Below are 14,845 nucleotides of genomic sequence, written 5' to 3'. Positions count from 1 at the left end.
CCATGCCCGGCATCGAGGAGGTCGCCGCGGAGGCCTGCGGCCACGGCTGCCCGTCCGTCCCCGTCCCCGTCGACAGCGCCCGGCCCCGCCCGCGCGAGGGCCGGCTCCCGTACGCCGAGGCCGTGTGATGGCCACCGACGCGCAGCAGGAGCTGGCCGATCTGCGGGCCAGGGTCGCGGAGCTGGAGACGCGTGGTCCCAAGGCGTCCCGGCACCGACCGCGGGCGCTGTTCGCCGCTCTGCTGATCCTCCTCGCGGCCGTGTTCACCCCGTTGAGCGCCGTCGCGTCCTGGGCGAGTGACACGGTCGGGGACACCGACCGGTACGTGAAGACCATGGAACCCCTCGCCGCCGACCCCGATCTGCGGGCCGCCGTCGCCAACAGGGTGACCGACGCCGTCATGCGGAGACTCGACGTGGAGACGCTCCTCGCCTCCGTCGAGCCCGCCGACCGGCCGCTGGCAGGCAAGGCCCTGGACGCGCTGAGCGGCCCGGTCACCACCGGCATCACCGACTTCGTGCACGGCGTCTCGCTCAAGTTCGTGAGCAGCGACGCGTTCGCCACCCTGTGGACCCAGCTCAACACACGAGCCCACGCCGCCGTGGAGAAGGCGCTGACCGGCAGCGGAGGCGGCGCGGTGAAACTCACCGACGACGCCGTCACCATCGACCTCGCCCCCGTCATCGACCAGGTCAAGCAGGCGCTCGTCGACAACGGACTCGCCGTGGCGGCGAAGATCCCCGAGGTGCACACCGACTTCACGGTCATGACCTCCGAGTCCATCGGCAAGGCCCAGAAGGGCTTCAGGCTGCTGCAACTCGCGGGATTCTGGCTCCCCGTACTGACACTGCTGCTCGCGGCGGGGGCCGTGCTCACCGCCGTACGCCGTCGCCGTGCCCTCGTCACCACCGCCCTCGCAGTGGCGGCGGGCGCGGCAGTCCTCGGGCTCGCGCTCTGGGTGTTCAGGGCCCTCTACCTCGACGGACTGCCGGACGGGGTCTCCCAGCCCGCGGCGGGCGCCGTCTTCGACACCCTGGTCCGCTTCCTGCGCACGACGGTGCGCATGGTGATCACCCTCGGTCTGATCGTCGCGCTGAGCGCCTGGCTGACCGGTGAGGGCCGGGCCGCCGCCCGGGTCCGCGCCGCCTGGACCGGTGGCATCGGCGCCGTGCGCGACGCCACCGGGTTCGAGGCCGGGCCGATCGGGGAATGGGTGCACCGGGCCAAGACCTGGCTGAACTGGACGGTGGTCGCGGTGGCCGCGGCCACACTGCTCGCCTGGAACCACTCGACGGCCGCCGTCACCGCCTGGATCGCCCTGGGAGCGCTGCTGGCACTGGCCCTCGTCGAGTTCCTGGACGACCGTGAACCGGCGCTCACCGCCGGCGCCGGTCCATGACCGCCCCGCCGATCGCCGGATGGCTGCGCGGCTACCCCAGGAAACGGCTGCGGGGCGACGCCCTGGGCGCACTCACCGCCTGGGCGCTGATCGTCCCCGAGAGCGTCGCGTACGCGCAGATCGCCGGGGTCCCGCCCCAGAACGCCTTCTACGCCGCCCCCGTCGCGCTGCTCGTGTACGCGTTGCTCGGCAGGTCCCGCTTCCTGATCGTCGGGGCCACCTCGGCGGGCGCGGTGCTCTCCGCCGCCACCATCGCCGACGTCAGCAACGACCCCGACGCGGCGGTCGGTCTCTCGGCCGCGCTGGCGATCCTCGCGGGCGCCGTCCTGGTGGTGGCCGGTCTCGCCCGCCTCGGGTTCCTCACCAACTTCCTCGCCGAACCGGCCCTGGTGGGCTTCCTGTTCGGCATGGCGTTGACGATCATGATCCGGCAGGTCGCGAAGCTGGTCGGCGTCTCCAGCGGTGACGGCGACTTCTTCGAACGGCTGTGGACCGTGCTGAGCAAGGCCCCCGACTGGTCGCTCGGCACCCTCGCCGTCGGAGCCGTCGCGCTGGCACTCCTCCTCGGCCTGGAGCGGTTCATGCCGCGGCTGCCGGCCTCCCTGATCGTCCTCGTACTGGGCCTGGTGGTGTCGGCCGCGGCGGGCCTGAAGAACCACGGCGTGGAGGTGGTCGGCGAGATCCCTCGGCGGTGCCCGTACCGCACCTGCCGGGGATCGCGGCCCACGACTGGGTGCTGCTCGCCGGCGGCGCGTTCGGTGTCGCCCTCGTGGTGTTCGCCGAGGCCTTCAGCATCGCCGGCAGGTTCGCCCGCGAACACGGCGACGAGGTCGACGCCGACCGGGAGATGATCGCGCTCGGCGCGAGCAACATCGCCGTCGGCCTCGTGCGCGGATTCACCGTCTCCGGCAGCGCCTCGCGCAGCGCCGCCGCGGTGGGCGCGGGCGGCCGTACGCCGATGGTGTCGCTGATCGCCGCCGTCCTGGTCCTGGTCACCGGCGCCTTCCTGACCCCGCTGTTCACCGATCTGCCCGAAGCGGTGCTCGGCGCCATCGTGATCGTCGCCGTACGCGGCTTCCTGCGGGTCGGCGAACTGCGCCGGTACGCACGGCTCGACCGGCCCAGCCTGTGGGTCGCGCTCACGGCGGTGGCCGGCGTCCTCGTGCTCGACCTGCTGCCGGGCCTGCTGCTAGCCGTCGCGTTGTCGCTCGCCCTGTTCGTCTCCGCGGCGAGCAAACCCCGCCTCGCCGTACTGGGCCGACTTCCCGGCACCCACCGGTTCGGGGACACGGACGAGCATCCCGACGCCGTCACCATCCCGGGCGTCCTGGTGGCGCGTCCGGACGGCGCCCTCTTCTTCGGCAGCGTCAACCGGACCAGACTCGGCCTCCTGGAGCTGATCAAGAGCGCCCGGCCCGCTCCGCACGCCGTCGTGCTGGACATCGGCTCCAGCTACCACCTGGGCGTACCCGTCCTCGACACCCTGGACGAGCTGCGTGCGGAACTCGCCCGCGACGGGATCGCGTTGCACCTGGCCGGCGTGCGCGCCCGCGCGGGGCAGGACCTGGCACGGCACCCCCTCGCCGCGGGCCTGGGGCGAGGGGGACTCCATCCGACCGTCGCCGAGGCCGTGTCGGCGGCCGCCCCCTCCTGACCGGCGAAGGACCACGACCGCTCGGCGCGACCGCTCAGCCCTGCGGCGGCGCCGGCCGCACCAGGCCCGACTGGTAGGCGATCACGACCAGTTGGGCCCGGTCGCGGGCGTTCAGCTTCGTCATCGCGCGGTGCACTGAGAACGCAGTACGCCGGGCCCGCGTGTGGTCCTCGGGAACGACGGGGGCCTTGGCAGCACGGGCGGCATCGCCACGGCGGCCACGGCGGTCACGGCTTTTACGGCCGCCACGACCGCCACGGCTTTCACGGCCTCCGCGGCGGCCACGGCCACGGGGTATCCCTTGGCCCTTCCGAGCTGATCCGCCTGATCCGCCGCTCCTACACGCTGTAGCCGCCGTCCACGCCCAGCGCCTGCCCGGTGATGAAACCGGCGCGGGCGGACGCCAGGAACGCCACCGCCTCGGCGATGTCCCCCGCGTCGCCGAACCTGCGCAGCGGGATGTTGCGCCGGGCGATCTCCAGTGCCGCGGCGTCGAGTTCGCCCGAACTGATCAGACGCGCGGCGTTGCCGTCGGTCAGCATGCCGGGGCCGACGCAGTTCACGCGTACCCCGTACCGCCCCTCCTCGGCGGCCAGCGCCCGCGCGACCGCCTCGACCGCGCCCTTCGTGCCCGAGGAGAGCCCGTCGCGGACCGGATAGCGGCGGGTGGCGACGGTGGTGACGGCGACGATGCTGCCCCGGCTCTCCCGCAGTCTCGGCAGCGCGGCGTGCGCGAGGTTGAAGAAACCCCCCGCGTCCGCGTCGAGTTGGGCCCGGTATCGGCTCGGCGGGACCTCGCTCAGATGCACCATCGGGACGTGCGGGCCCGCCGCGTACACGAGGGTGTGGACGCCGCCGAACGTCGAGGCGGCCTCCGTCACCAGCCGCGCCGTGGCCGACTCGTCGCCCAAGTCGAGCCGCAGCGCCAGCACTTGGCGCCCGTACGCCCGCACCTCACCGGCGAGGGCGTCGGCCGCGGCCCGGTTGGCGCGATACGTGAACGCCACGTCGCTGCCCCGCTCGGCCAGCAACCGCACGACCGCCGCGCCGATGCCACCCGTGCCGCCGGCGACGAACGCGGCCCCCGTGCTGTCGGCGAAGTCGGACACCACAGCATTCCAACACGCGCACGCCCCCGACGAACAGCCGTGGGCGTTGGGCGGTTGGCGGAGACGGGAGTGCGGTCGGCCGGCTCCGCCCGCTCACGGCTCACGCGTTGGAGAGTGACACCTCGGTGGCCTTGACGAGCGCCACGACCGGGGAACCGGCGGCGAGGCCGAGTTCCGTGACCGCGTCCCTGGTGATCGCGGAGGTCAACTCGCCGCCCGCCACGTCGACCTTGACGCGGGCCATGGCACCGCCGGTGGCGACGTCGGTGACCGTGCCGGGGAGCTGGTTGCGGATGCTGACCCCGCTCACCGGGCCGGTGGCCAGCGACACCTCCGTCGACTTGATCAGCGCGCGGACCGAGGAGCCCGTGGCAAGTCCGAGTTCCTCGACGGCTTCCAGGGTGACGGCCGCGGTGAGTTCCTGGCCGCCGTCGAGACGGACCTTCACCGTCGCCATCACCTCACCGGGGGTGACGGACGCGACGGTGCCGGGAAGCTGGTTGCGGATGCTCAGACTCATCAGGAACGCCTCGATCACTGGGAGGGGCTGGAGGTTTGAGCAATTATGTCCGCACTGTGAGGGGTGCCGGGCGGGCTGACGGGTCGCGGACCGTGTCGCAGTTGAGCCGAACGGGTGACCATGCGTAAGAATTGCCCGGTGCAGACAACGAGTGCGAGCCAGGACGGGGTGGACCTGTGAACGGCCACGACGCCACCGATGAACAGTGGGAGGGGCTCGCCCAGGTTGTCCCGTTGCGAGGCCGGGACGCCTGGCCCTCGGCGGTCGACCACCGGTCGATACCCGAGGCCCCGACAGAAGCGCGCCGCCGCTTCGTGGTCCTGCGGATAAACGTGTTCGGCGACGCGCGCGAGGTCGCCGAGACACTGATGGCGGGAATACCCGTCCTCCTCGACCTGACCGGGGCTGAGACGGACGTCGCCAAGCGAGTACTGGACTTCAGTACGGGGGTGGTCTTCGGACTGTCGAGCGGCATGCACCGCGTCGACCGGAATGTGTTCCTGCTGACGCCGCCGGGGACCGAGGTGCGCGGGCTGATGGAGGGCGCGGGGGTGCCCGGGGCGTGAGGCAGGGCGGGAGACGGGGCGGGAGACGGGACATTCGGCGTGCGGCGGTCGCCGGGGTGCGGCGGGGTGCGCGGAGTGCGGCGGGGTACGCGGGGTGGCTCTTCGGCCGTTCCCGGGTGGCCGGTCCACGGGCGGTTCACGGCCGGTCCACGGCCTGTCTGTCGACGTCCCTCGATCGTAGGAAGATCCCCCAGGCGTAACGGTTCGCCTGGCGGCGGAGGCCTACCGTCCGGATATGACCCTGTCATCCCTGGAGGCCCCCGCGGTGGCGTCGGCGCGCCCCGACCGCCCGGGCGTCACCGAGCTGCGGCTCGCCGCGTTCGCCACCCATCGCCGCGTCCGGTTCCCGCTCGGACCGCTCACCCTCGTCGCCGGGCCGAGCGGCAGCGGTAAGACCAGCGCGCTGCGGGCGTACGAGGCGCTGGCCCGCCTCGGCAGCGGCGCCGAGCTGGGAGAGGTCTTCACGGCCCCTGCCACCTGTGTGCCCGAGCGTGCCCGGCCCGACGCGCAGCAGCGGCGCGGCTTCCGCATCGGCTGCACCGTCGACGGCCCCGAGGGTCCCGTCCGCCTGGACATCGCCGTCCAGGCCGAGCCCGAACTGCGCATCGTGGGCGAGCGGTTGACGATGGGCGGCCTGACCCTCCTGGAGACGGCGCTACGGGACCCGGGGCGCCCGGTGGTCCAGGCCGCCTGGCACACCGGGGGCTCGTCCGCGGTGACCCGTGGCCCGCTTCCCGACGACCGCCTCGGCACCGCGCTCCTGCCGCTGCGCGTCTCGGGCCGGACGGCCGGTGAATGCCAGGTACTCGCCGCCGCCGAGCAGATGGTGCTCGCGCTGCGGTCCGTCTACGCCTGCGACCCGAGCCCCCGGCTGATGCGCGCCGCCGCCCCGGTCGGCTCCGGCCTGCTGCTGCGAGGCTGCGACAACCTCGCCGAAGTGCTGTGGCGGACCCGCGCGGAGTGCGGCCGACGGCACGCGCAACTGGTCGCCGCGGTGGGCGCCGGATGCGCGGGCTCGGTCAACGACGTCCTGAGCGAGTTCCTGGGCGACGGCACGATCCGGGCGTTCCTCGACCGCGGCGACGGCGCTCGTACGGAGCTGGGGCTGCTCGGGGACGGCGAGTTGCGGTATCTGGCGCTGGCCCTGGTGCTGCTCACAGGACCGGGCGTGCTCGCGGTCGACCAGGCCGGCGAGGTGCCCGCCGCGCTCCAGACCCTGACCGTCCTGGCCGACGGCCTCGACCGCTGCCTCGACGCCCGACAGACGGGCGAGCTGGTGCGGCTGGCGGCGCGTATGTGCGAGCGTGGACACATCCGGCTGGTCGGCACGCTGAGCGACGCGTCCTGGGCTCTGGGGGTGCCTGGGGTGAGTGTGGTGGAGCTTTGAGTGGGCGGGGGGTGCCCCTGTGGGGTTCATCAACCCGTTGGGGTGGGTTGGGGGTCGGCGCCCGTGATGGTGGTGGGGCCCCGCCCGGCACGGACCGTCGGTCGGGACCACGGGGGTAGATCCTTGGGCGTGGACAGGGGCCTGACGCGGGCCCGTGGAACCTGACGGAAGCGGGACGTGGAAGCAGTGGCAGAACTGGACGTAGCGAAGCTGCAGCACCGCCTTGTGGAGTTCGCGGCGGCGCGGAACTGGCAGCCGTACCACACCCCCAAGAACCTCGTCGCGGCGTTGAGCGTGGAGGCATCCGAACTGGTCGAGATCTTCCAGTGGTTGACGCCGGAGCAGTCGGCCCGGGTGATGGACGACGCGGACACCGCCCACCGTGTCACCGATGAGGTCGCGGACGTCCTGGCCTATCTGCTCCAGCTGTGCGAGGTGCTCGGCATCGACCCGCTGGCGGCCCTTGACGCGAAGATCGACCGGAACGAGCGGAGGTTTCCGCCCTCTGAGAGTGCGTGACGGCCGGGGGAACCCGAACAATGTCACTCTCCGGAGTTGTCGGGTTGTCCACTCTCAACTCCGTGTCCACAGATTTCAGGCTACCTCTGGCTTTTCGGCCTGACTGCCCTCACTCTTAGTAGTGGACGGCGGAGTTCGGGCGGACGCGTGTGGTGAGCGCGTCGGGACAGACGGGGACAGCGCATGGAGGCGGTGCGGCTCATCGTGGCGAGCAGGCGTGCCCTGGCGGGGGCGGGCGAGACCCCGGAGGTGATGACGGAGGCGTGGCAGGCACACGCCCTGGCCCAGGCGATCGGCAGTCGTCTCGCCGTCTCCGGACCACCCGAACTGCGGGGCGAGGCCCTCGGACTGACCGAGCTGGCGGGCCGGGGCTGCGGCGTCCTGGGCGCGCCCGTTCTCGACCTGGGCGCTCTGCGGGCCGCCCAGCTCACCGAGTTGGGCGACGCCCGCGAGGCGTTGCTCTGCCTCGGGTGCCTCCTCGCCGAGGTCGGCATAGCCCTCGTCGGGGTCGCCTGCGCGGTGGATGAGCAGGGGACGTACTGGCAGTGCATGGAGGCCATCGACGCGGCCGACGAGTCCCGGGACCGGGTGCTGGAGATGCTGAGGCGGCTGACGGTGCGGGATCAGCGGGTGGTGGAGCGGGATGCGGCGGCCTGGTGACGCTCGCTCCGCGTCTCCGAACGCGCCTTCGCTGAGCCTCCGCCTTCGCCGTGTCTCCGCCCGGGCCTTCGCGGTGTCTTCGCCTTCGCCGCGTCTCCGCTCGCGCCTTCGCTGAGCCTCCGCCTTCGCCGAGCCTCCGCCTTCGCCGCGCCCCGCCCACGCCTTTGCCCCGCCTCTACCCTCGCCCCGCCTCTACCTTCGCCCGCGCCCTCGCGGCGCCTCCGCCCCCGTCCCGCCTCCACCCCCGCCCGCGCCGCGCCTCGCCCCGCCCGCGCCCGTCCTCCCGGCGTCAGCCGCGGTCGGCGTTGGCGTCGGCCTCGACTTCGGCCCTATCGGCCCCGCCCCCGCCCCCGGCCGCGCCGCCCCGGGGCCCCGAGAGATCCGCGTCCAGCTGGGACAGATCGGCGTTGAGCGCCGCCATCAGCTCCTCCATCTGCTGGAGCAGCCCCTTCGGCTGTGCGGACGCGCCCGCCTGGGGCACGACTTCCTGGGACACGACGACCTCCTCGGCCCCCGCGCGGGAGGGCCACTGACGAGAGTGACGCCCCGGCGACCGCCGGCGACGGGGGCCGGGCGGTCCGGCTCCGCCCGAGCCAACGATCACCACCGACCCCGGTCACTGGCACGGACCGGCGCCACACGTGGGGTTGACGGATTTCACCCCCCAGGGAGCGGCAGGGGCCGGGCGCCCAGGTGCGGTTGACGACCTCGGAGCGCGAAGGGGAGGCGGTTCGGTACAGCGCGGGGACAGCGGTTCAGTACAGGCGAGCCGAGTGACCGGTGCGTGCATGATGGATGCATGGATCTTCGAGTGTTCACAGAACCGCAGCAGGGAGCGACCTACGAGACGCTGCTCCGCGTCGCCAAGGCCGCCGAAGGCCTCGGCTACGGAGCGTTCTTCCGCTCCGACCACTACTTGCACATGGGCTCGGCCGACGGTCTTCCCGGCCCCACCGACGCCTGGATCACCCTCGCCGGTCTGGCCCGCGAGACCAGCACGATCCGGCTCGGCACCCTGATGACCGCGGGCACCTTCCGGCTGCCCGGCGTCCTCGCCATCCAGGTCGCCCAGGTCGACCAGATGTCGGCCGGCCGGGTGGAGTTGGGCCTCGGCTCCGGTTGGTACGAGACCGAACACGAGGCCTACGGGATCCCGTTCCCCAAGGAGAAGTTCGGCCGGCTGGAGGAACAGCTCGCCATTGTCACGGGCCTCTGGAAGACCCCCGTGGGCGAACGCTTCGACTTCGACGGCAAGTACTACCAGCTGAAGGACTCCCCCGCGCTGCCCAAGCCGGCCCAGCAGCAGGTCCCCGTCCTCATCGGCGGCCACGGCGCGAAGCGGACGCCCGCTCTCGCGGCGCGCTTCGCCGACGAGTTCAACATTCCGTTCGCCTCGATCGAGGACTCCGAGCGGCAGTTCCAGCGGGTCGCGGAGGCGGCGAGGGAGCACGGCCGAGGCGCCGACGACCTCGTCTACTCCAACGCCCTGGTGGCCTGCGTCGGCAAGGACGACAGCGAGGTGAAGCGCCGAGCCGACGCCATCGGGCGTGACGTGGACGAGCTGAAGGCGAACGGCCTGGCGGGGTCTCCCGCCGAGGTCGTCGAACGGATCGCCCAGTACCAGGCCGTCGGATCGCAGCGTATGTATCTCCAGATGCTGGACCTCGACGACCTGGACCACCTGGAACTGATCGCGGCCGAGGTCATGCCCCAGCTCGGCTAGCGCGACCCGAGTGGTCCGCGCCCCGGGCCACCGTGCCCCGCGCGGACCACGGTCAGGTCAGCAGTTCGGCCAGCCGCCGCCAGGCTTCCCGCGGGAGCGCGTCGCGGCTCCGGCCGTCGACCAGTTGCAGGGCCACATGGTCCGCTCCGGCCGTGCGGAATGCCTCGATCCGCGCGCGGATCCGGTCGTCGTCACCCCAGGCGAAGAGCGCGTCGACCAGCCGGTCGCTGCCGCCGTCCGCGAAGTCGTCCTCGGTGAAGCCGAACTTGAGCAGCGCGTTCGTGTAGTTCGGCAGGCCGAGGTAGGGGGCGAGGCTGCCGCGGGCCGTCGAGCGGGCCCGCTCCGGGTCCGTCTCCAGGACCACCTTCGTCTCGGGCGCCAGCAGCGGAGCGTCGCCGAGGATCTCGCGGGCGACCGCGGCGTGCTCGGGAGTGACCAGATACGGGTGCGAGCCGGCGGCCCGGTCGCGCGACAGCTCCAGCATCCGAGGGCCGAGCGCCGCCAGCACCCGGCGCTCGGCGGGCACACCCGCCGCGTCCAGGGCGTCGAGATGGCCGACCATGGCCGAGTAGGGGCGGCGGTACCGCTCCGCCAACTTGGCGTGGCTCACCCCGAGTCCGAGCAGGAAGCGGCCGGGATGCGCCGCCTCCACCTCGGCGAACCGGGCCGCGGTCTCGGCCGCCTCGTGCTGCCAGATGCTCTGGATGCCGGTCGCGACAATCAGCCGCGAGGTCGCCTCGATGAGCGGCACGGCATTGCGCACCTCGCTGTTGCCGCCCAACCAGACGGCGCCGAAACCGAGTTCCTCCAGTTCGGCCGCCGCCTCGGCGAGCTCCCCGCGCCTGGTGGGATCCTCGGAACGCAGCCCGACACTCCAGACGCCGTACGGTCCGACGGCCTCCTTCAAGGAGCCCGCGTCGTCCACGGCCCTGACCTCGTTCATCGCTTCCGGTCCCTCCGGTGGGGTGCGGTTTCATGCCTGTGCAAGGCAGTGTCGGCAACCGGCGGCCCTCCGGGGCTATTCCACGCCGGTCCGGCCGCCGGAAAATTCCCGGGTCCGCCCGGGACGTTCGCTGTACGTTGAGCGGACGACCGGTGCGGCGATGCTCCGCACTCCCGGTTTCCGCAGCTCAGCAGATGTTTCGAGGCTACCCACCGTGTTCCTGACGATCACCGCGACCGGCTCCCCGGAGCGCCCCGCCACCGACCTCGGCTACCTGCTGCACAAGCATCCCGACAACGCGCAGGCGTTCTCGACGTCCTACGGAACGGCGCACGTCGTCTACCCCGAGGCGTCCGACGAGCGGTGCACCGCCGCGCTGATCCTCGAACTCGACGCGGTCGCGATGGTCCGGCGCGGCAAGGGCAAGGGCCGCGGCGGCGCCCCCGACGCCGCGCTCGCGCAGTACGTCAACGACCGCCCGTACGCGGCCTCCTCGCTGCTCGCGGTCGCGCTGAGCGCGGTGTTCTCCAGCGCCATGAAGGGCCAGTGCAACGCCAGGCCCGAGCTGCCCGCCCGGCCCCTGCCGCTCCGCGTCGAGGTGCCCGCGCTGCCCGCCCGCGGTGGCGTGGACCTCGTACGAGGCCTGTTCGAGCCGCTGGGCTGGACGGCGACGGTCGAGGCCGTGCCGCTGGACACGGAGTTCCCCGAGTGGGGCGACTCGCGATACGTCAGCCTCGTACTGGAGTCGGCACGACTGACCCTGTCCGAGGCCCTGCGGCACCTGTACGTCCTCCTGCCGGTGCTGGACGACGCCAAGCACTACTGGGTCTCCTCCGACGAGGTCGACAAGCTGCTGCGCGCGGGCGAGGGCTGGCTGCCGGACCACCCCGAGCAGCAGTTGATCACCAGCCGGTACCTCTCGCGGCGCTGGTCCCTGACGCGCGCGGCGACGGAGCGGCTGGAACTGGTCCGGCTCGCCGAGGCCGACGACAGCGCGGTCGAGGAGATCGACAACGCGGTGGCCGGGGAGACGGAGGCGGACTCCCAGGACGCCGCTGACGCGGATGACGCGGCGGCCACGACGGACACGGCTGGCTCCCAGGCCACGGGGGACACCCCGGGCACTGGGGACACCCGGAGCACCGGCGACACCCCGGACCCGGCCGACAAGACCGTGTCGCTCGCCGTCCAGCGGCGGGACGCCATCCTCGCGGCGCTGCACGCGTCCGGCGCGGCACGGGTGCTCGATCTCGGCTGCGGGCAGGGCCAGTTGGTGCAGGCATTGCTCAAGGACACGCGGTTCGACGAGATCGTCGGTGTCGACGTGTCGATGCGGGCGCTCACCGTCGCCTCGCGGCGGCTCAGGCTGGACCGCATGGGGGAGCGGCAGGCCGCGCGCGTGAAGCTCATCCAGGGCTCGCTCGCGTACACCGACAAGAGGCTCAGGGGATACGACGCCGCCGTGCTCAGCGAGGTCGTCGAGCACCTCGACCTGCCGCGGCTGCCCGCCCTGGAGTACGCGGTGTTCGGCTCCGCGCGTCCGAGGACCGTGCTCGTGACCACACCGAACGTCGAGTACAACGTGCGCTGGGAGACCCTCCCGGCAGGTCACTCCCGGCACGGCGACCACCGCTTCGAGTGGACGCGCGCGGAGTTCCGGACCTGGGCGGCGCGGGTCGCCGCAAGGCACGGCTACGACGTGGGGTTCGTGCCGGTCGGGCCCGACGACCCGGAGGTGGGACCGCCCACCCAGATGGCGGTGTTCGAGATGACCACGAAGGAGGAGAAGGCGGCATGACCGACACCAAGGGGCGCGTCCTGCCCGTCACCGACCTCTCCCTCGTGGTCCTCGTCGGGGCGTCGGGATCGGGCAAGTCCACCTTCGCCCGCAGGCACTTCAAGCCGACCGAGGTCATCTCCAGCGACTTCTGCCGCGGTCTCGTCGCCGACGACGAGAACGACCAGAGCGCCAGCGGCGACGCCTTCGACGTGCTGCACTACATCGCGGGCAAGCGGCTCGCGGCCGGCCGGCGCACGGTCGTCGACGCGACGAACGTGCAGCAGGAGGGCCGCAAGCAGCTCATCGAACTCGCCAGGCAGTACGACGTGCTGCCCATCGCCATCGTGCTCGACGTGCCCGAGGAGGTCTGCGCCGCGCGCAACGCCGCACGCGTCGACCGCGCCGACATGCCGCGCCGCGTCATCCAGCGCCACACCCGCGAACTCCGCCGTTCCCTGCGCCACTTGGAGCGCGAGGGGTTCCGCAAGGTGCACGTCCTGCGGGGCGTGGAGGAGGCCGAGAGCGCCGAGATCCGCACCGAGAAGCGGTACAACGACCTCACCCACCTCACCGGACCCTTCGACGTCATCGGCGACATCCACGGCTGCGCCTCCGAGTTGGAGACCCTGCTCGGCAGGCTCGGCTACGTCGACGGGGTGCACGCGGAAGGACGTACGGCCGTCTTCGTCGGCGACCTCGTCGACCGCGGCCCGGACACTCCCGGCGTGCTGCGCCGCGTGATGTCCATGGTCGGATCCGGCAACGCCCTCTGCGTGCCCGGCAACCATGAGAACAAGCTCGGCCGCCACCTCAAGGGCCGCCAGGTCCAGCACACCCACGGACTCGCCGAGACCATCGAGCAGTTGACGGCGGAGAGCGACGAGTTCCGCGCTCAGGTAAGGGAGTTCGTCGACGGGCTGGTCAGTCACTACGTCCTGGACGGCGGACGGCTCGTCGTCTGCCACGCGGGGCTGCCCGAGAAGTACCACGGCCGTACGTCGGGCCGGGTCCGTTCGCACGCGCTGTACGGGGACACCACCGGCGAGACGGACGAGTTCGGGCTGCCGGTGCGCTACCCGTGGGCGGAGGACTACCGGGGCCGGGCGGCCGTCGTGTACGGCCACACCCCCGTGCCCACGGCGACCTGGCTGAACAACACGATCTGCCTGGACACCGGTGCCGTCTTCGGCGGCAAGCTCACCGCGCTGCGCTGGCCGGAGCGCGAACTCGTCGACGTACCGGCGGAGCGGGTCTGGTACGAGCCGGCCAGGCCGCTGGCCACCGAGGCGCCCGGCGGCCACGAGGGGCGGCCGCTCGACCTCGCGGACGTGCACGGACGGCGGGTCGTCGAGACACGGCACGCGGGCCGGGTGTCGGTCCGGGAGGAGAACGCGGCGGCGGCCCTGGAGGTCATGAGCCGCTTCGCCGTGGACCCGCGGCTGCTGCCGTACCTGCCGCCGACGATGGTACCGACCGCGACCTCGCACGTCGAGGGCTACCTGGAGCACCCCGCCGAGGCCTTCGCGCAGTACGAGCGGGACGGGGTCGCGCGGGTCGTGTGCGAGGAGAAGCACATGGGGTCGCGGGCGGTGGTCCTGGTGTGCCGGGACGCCGAAGCCGCGCGGGAGCGGTTCGGGGCGGACGGGCCCACCGGCGCGCTGTACACGCGTACCGGGCGCCCCTTCTTCGGCTCCGCCGAGGTGACGGAGGAGGTCCTCGGGCAGGTGCGCGCCGCCGTGGACGCGGCCGGACTGTGGGATGAGCTGGAGACCGACTGGGTGCTGCTCGACGCCGAGTTGATGCCGTGGTCGCTGAAGGCGTCCGGGCTGCTGCGGACGCAGTACGCCGCTGTCGGCGCCGCCTCCGGGGCGGTGTTCCCCGGGGCGCTGGCCGCGCTCGAAGGGGCGGCGGCGCGTGGTGTCGACGTACGGGACCTGCTGGGCCGGCAGCGCGAACGGGCCGCCGACGCGGCGGCGTTCACCGACGCCTACCGGCGCTACTGCTGGACCACCGACGGGCTGGAGGGCGTTCGCCTCGCGCCCTTCCAGATCCTCGCGGTGCACGGGCGCAGCCTGGCCGCGCTCCCGCACGACCAGCAGCTCGGCCTCATCGACCGCCTCGTGGAGAACGACGCGGGCGGGCTGCTGCGGACGACCCGGCGGCTGTACGTCGACACGGCGGATCCCGAGTCCGTGCGGGCGGGGGTCGACTGGTGGCTGGAGATGACCGGGCGTGGGGGTGAGGGCATGGTCGTCAAGCCGCTCGGGGCGTTGGTGCGGGATGAGAAGGGGCGGCTGGTGCAGCCCGGTATCAAGTGCCGGGGGCGGGAGTATCTGCGGATCATCTACGGTCCGGAGTACACCCGGCCCGAGAACCTCGCCCGGCTGCGGGGGCGGTTCCTCAACCACAAGCGGTCTCTCGCCATCCGGGAGTACGCGCTCGGTCTTGAAGCCCTTGACCGGCTCGCGGAGGGCGAGCCGCTGTGGCGGGTCCACGAGGCGGTGTTCGGGGTACTGGCCCTGGAGTCGGAACCGGTGGATCCACGACTGTAGGGTTTCTCGCCCCCTCCGCCCCTTCCCGTCCCG

At 72.7% G+C, this 14,845-nt stretch carries 15 protein-coding genes and 1 pseudogene; 11 read left to right on the top strand and 5 right to left on the bottom strand.

Annotation, left to right across the window (positions count from 1 at the left end; all coding sequences use genetic code 11):
• Nucleotides 1–2 precede the first annotated feature (2 nt).
• Genes ACIP79_RS22450 through ACIP79_RS22435 form a run of 4 tightly spaced genes read left to right on the top strand, consistent with a single transcriptional unit; the run spans nt 3 to nt 3,053 of the window.
• Nucleotides 3–128: a hypothetical protein gene (locus ACIP79_RS22450; protein WP_401225995.1), complete on the top strand. Its 126-nt coding sequence runs from the start codon at nt 3–5 to the stop codon at nt 126–128.
• A complete protein-coding gene (locus ACIP79_RS22445; protein WP_401225994.1) occupies nt 128–1,399 on the top strand; it encodes a hypothetical protein in 1,272 nt (423 codons plus the stop codon). The genes ACIP79_RS22450 and ACIP79_RS22445 overlap by 1 nt, the downstream gene beginning before the upstream one ends.
• Complete coding sequence (locus ACIP79_RS22440) at nt 1,396–2,250, top strand: SulP family inorganic anion transporter (protein WP_401225992.1); 855 nt, start codon at nt 1,396–1,398, stop codon at nt 2,248–2,250. Before ACIP79_RS22445 ends, ACIP79_RS22440 begins: the two co-directional genes overlap by 4 nt.
• The gene (locus ACIP79_RS22435; RefSeq protein WP_401226270.1) at nt 2,133–3,053 is read left to right on the top strand and encodes a SulP family inorganic anion transporter; all 921 of its coding nucleotides are present in this window, start codon (nt 2,133–2,135) and stop codon (nt 3,051–3,053) included. The genes ACIP79_RS22440 and ACIP79_RS22435 overlap by 118 nt, the downstream gene beginning before the upstream one ends.
• Nucleotides 3,054–3,087: 34 nt before the next feature.
• Here the strand turns inward: ACIP79_RS22435 and ACIP79_RS22430 are convergent.
• From ACIP79_RS22430 to ACIP79_RS22420, 3 genes and pseudogenes are all read right to left on the bottom strand, one after another.
• Nucleotides 3,088–3,189, bottom strand: a pseudogene (locus tag ACIP79_RS22430) (DNA-binding response regulator); the annotation flags it as partial.
• A 202-nt stretch (nt 3,190–3,391) separates the two neighbouring features.
• A complete protein-coding gene (locus ACIP79_RS22425; protein ID WP_401225990.1) occupies nt 3,392–4,165 on the bottom strand; it encodes an SDR family NAD(P)-dependent oxidoreductase in 774 nt (257 codons plus the stop codon).
• A gap of 97 nt (nt 4,166–4,262) precedes the next feature.
• Entirely contained in the window at nt 4,263–4,682 is a 420-nt protein-coding gene (locus ACIP79_RS22420; protein WP_401225987.1) for a molybdopterin-binding protein, read from the bottom strand.
• 176 nt (nt 4,683–4,858) lie between these two features.
• Here ACIP79_RS22420 and ACIP79_RS22415 point away from each other — a divergent pair, with 176 nt between their 5' ends.
• From ACIP79_RS22415 to ACIP79_RS22400, 4 genes are all read left to right on the top strand, one after another.
• Nucleotides 4,859–5,248, top strand: a complete 390-nt coding sequence (locus tag ACIP79_RS22415; RefSeq protein ID WP_399208409.1) for a cell division protein SepF — start codon at nt 4,859–4,861, stop codon at nt 5,246–5,248.
• A 235-nt stretch (nt 5,249–5,483) separates the two neighbouring features.
• Nucleotides 5,484–6,635: an AAA family ATPase gene (locus ACIP79_RS22410; RefSeq protein ID WP_401225985.1), complete on the top strand. Its 1,152-nt coding sequence runs from the start codon at nt 5,484–5,486 to the stop codon at nt 6,633–6,635.
• Between the two features lie 177 nt (nt 6,636–6,812).
• Entirely contained in the window at nt 6,813–7,154 is a 342-nt protein-coding gene (locus tag ACIP79_RS22405) for a nucleotide pyrophosphohydrolase (RefSeq protein WP_387184339.1), read from the top strand.
• A 183-nt stretch (nt 7,155–7,337) separates the two neighbouring features.
• A complete protein-coding gene (locus tag ACIP79_RS22400) occupies nt 7,338–7,814 on the top strand; it encodes a DUF6099 family protein (RefSeq protein ID WP_401225982.1) in 477 nt (158 codons plus the stop codon).
• A gap of 289 nt (nt 7,815–8,103) precedes the next feature.
• Here ACIP79_RS22400 and ACIP79_RS22395 read toward each other — a convergent pair whose 3' ends face one another.
• A complete protein-coding gene (locus ACIP79_RS22395) occupies nt 8,104–8,310 on the bottom strand; it encodes a hypothetical protein (protein WP_401225980.1) in 207 nt (68 codons plus the stop codon).
• 303 nt (nt 8,311–8,613) lie between these two features.
• On the opposite strand from ACIP79_RS22395, the gene ACIP79_RS22390 reads away from it, so the two are divergent.
• Nucleotides 8,614–9,537 (top strand): LLM class F420-dependent oxidoreductase, encoded by a 924-nt coding sequence (locus ACIP79_RS22390; RefSeq protein WP_401225977.1) that lies wholly within the window; start codon nt 8,614–8,616, stop codon nt 9,535–9,537.
• A gap of 52 nt (nt 9,538–9,589) precedes the next feature.
• On the opposite strand, the gene ACIP79_RS22385 is transcribed toward ACIP79_RS22390, so the two are convergent.
• On the bottom strand, nt 9,590–10,480 hold the full coding sequence (locus ACIP79_RS22385) for an LLM class F420-dependent oxidoreductase (RefSeq protein ID WP_401225974.1): 891 nt from the start codon (nt 10,478–10,480) through the stop codon (nt 9,590–9,592).
• A 214-nt stretch (nt 10,481–10,694) separates the two neighbouring features.
• Between ACIP79_RS22385 and ACIP79_RS22380 the strand changes: the two genes are divergently transcribed.
• Together ACIP79_RS22380 and ACIP79_RS22375 are read left to right on the top strand one after the other, a co-directional pair.
• The gene (locus ACIP79_RS22380; protein ID WP_401225971.1) at nt 10,695–12,278 is read left to right on the top strand and encodes a 3' terminal RNA ribose 2'-O-methyltransferase Hen1; all 1,584 of its coding nucleotides are present in this window, start codon (nt 10,695–10,697) and stop codon (nt 12,276–12,278) included.
• Nucleotides 12,275–14,812, top strand: coding sequence for a polynucleotide kinase-phosphatase (locus ACIP79_RS22375; RefSeq protein WP_401225968.1), 2,538 nt, complete (start codon nt 12,275–12,277; stop codon nt 14,810–14,812). The genes ACIP79_RS22380 and ACIP79_RS22375 overlap by 4 nt, the downstream gene beginning before the upstream one ends.
• The last annotated feature ends 33 nt before the right edge of the window (nt 14,813–14,845 follow it).

Origin of the sequence: Streptomyces sp. NPDC088747, from assembly GCF_044751025.1 — a bacterium.
Classification (GTDB): Bacteria; Actinomycetota; Actinomycetes; order Streptomycetales; family Streptomycetaceae; genus Streptomyces.
Note: the sequence above shows the minus strand (reverse complement) of the source record. Positions and strands in the feature narration are given on the sequence as shown.

What these genes read in the sequence shown, in the direction of transcription:
- ACIP79_RS22450 (WP_401225995.1), top strand. Translation starts at nt 3, where the DNA reads ATGCCCGGCATCGAGGAGGTCGCCGCGGAGGCCTGCGGCCACGGCTGC.
- ACIP79_RS22445 (WP_401225994.1), top strand. Translation starts at nt 128, where the DNA reads ATGGCCACCGACGCGCAGCAGGAGCTGGCCGATCTGCGGGCCAGGGTC.
- ACIP79_RS22440 (WP_401225992.1), top strand. Translation starts at nt 1,396, where the DNA reads ATGACCGCCCCGCCGATCGCCGGATGGCTGCGCGGCTACCCCAGGAAA.
- ACIP79_RS22420 (WP_401225987.1), bottom strand. Translation starts at nt 4,682, where the DNA reads ATGAGTCTGAGCATCCGCAACCAGCTTCCCGGCACCGTCGCGTCCGTC.
- ACIP79_RS22410 (WP_401225985.1), top strand. Translation starts at nt 5,484, where the DNA reads ATGACCCTGTCATCCCTGGAGGCCCCCGCGGTGGCGTCGGCGCGCCCC.
- ACIP79_RS22400 (WP_401225982.1), top strand. Translation starts at nt 7,338, where the DNA reads ATGGAGGCGGTGCGGCTCATCGTGGCGAGCAGGCGTGCCCTGGCGGGG.
- ACIP79_RS22390 (WP_401225977.1), top strand. Translation starts at nt 8,614, where the DNA reads ATGGATCTTCGAGTGTTCACAGAACCGCAGCAGGGAGCGACCTACGAG.
- ACIP79_RS22385 (WP_401225974.1), bottom strand. Translation starts at nt 10,480, where the DNA reads ATGAACGAGGTCAGGGCCGTGGACGACGCGGGCTCCTTGAAGGAGGCC.
- ACIP79_RS22375 (WP_401225968.1), top strand. Translation starts at nt 12,275, where the DNA reads ATGACCGACACCAAGGGGCGCGTCCTGCCCGTCACCGACCTCTCCCTC.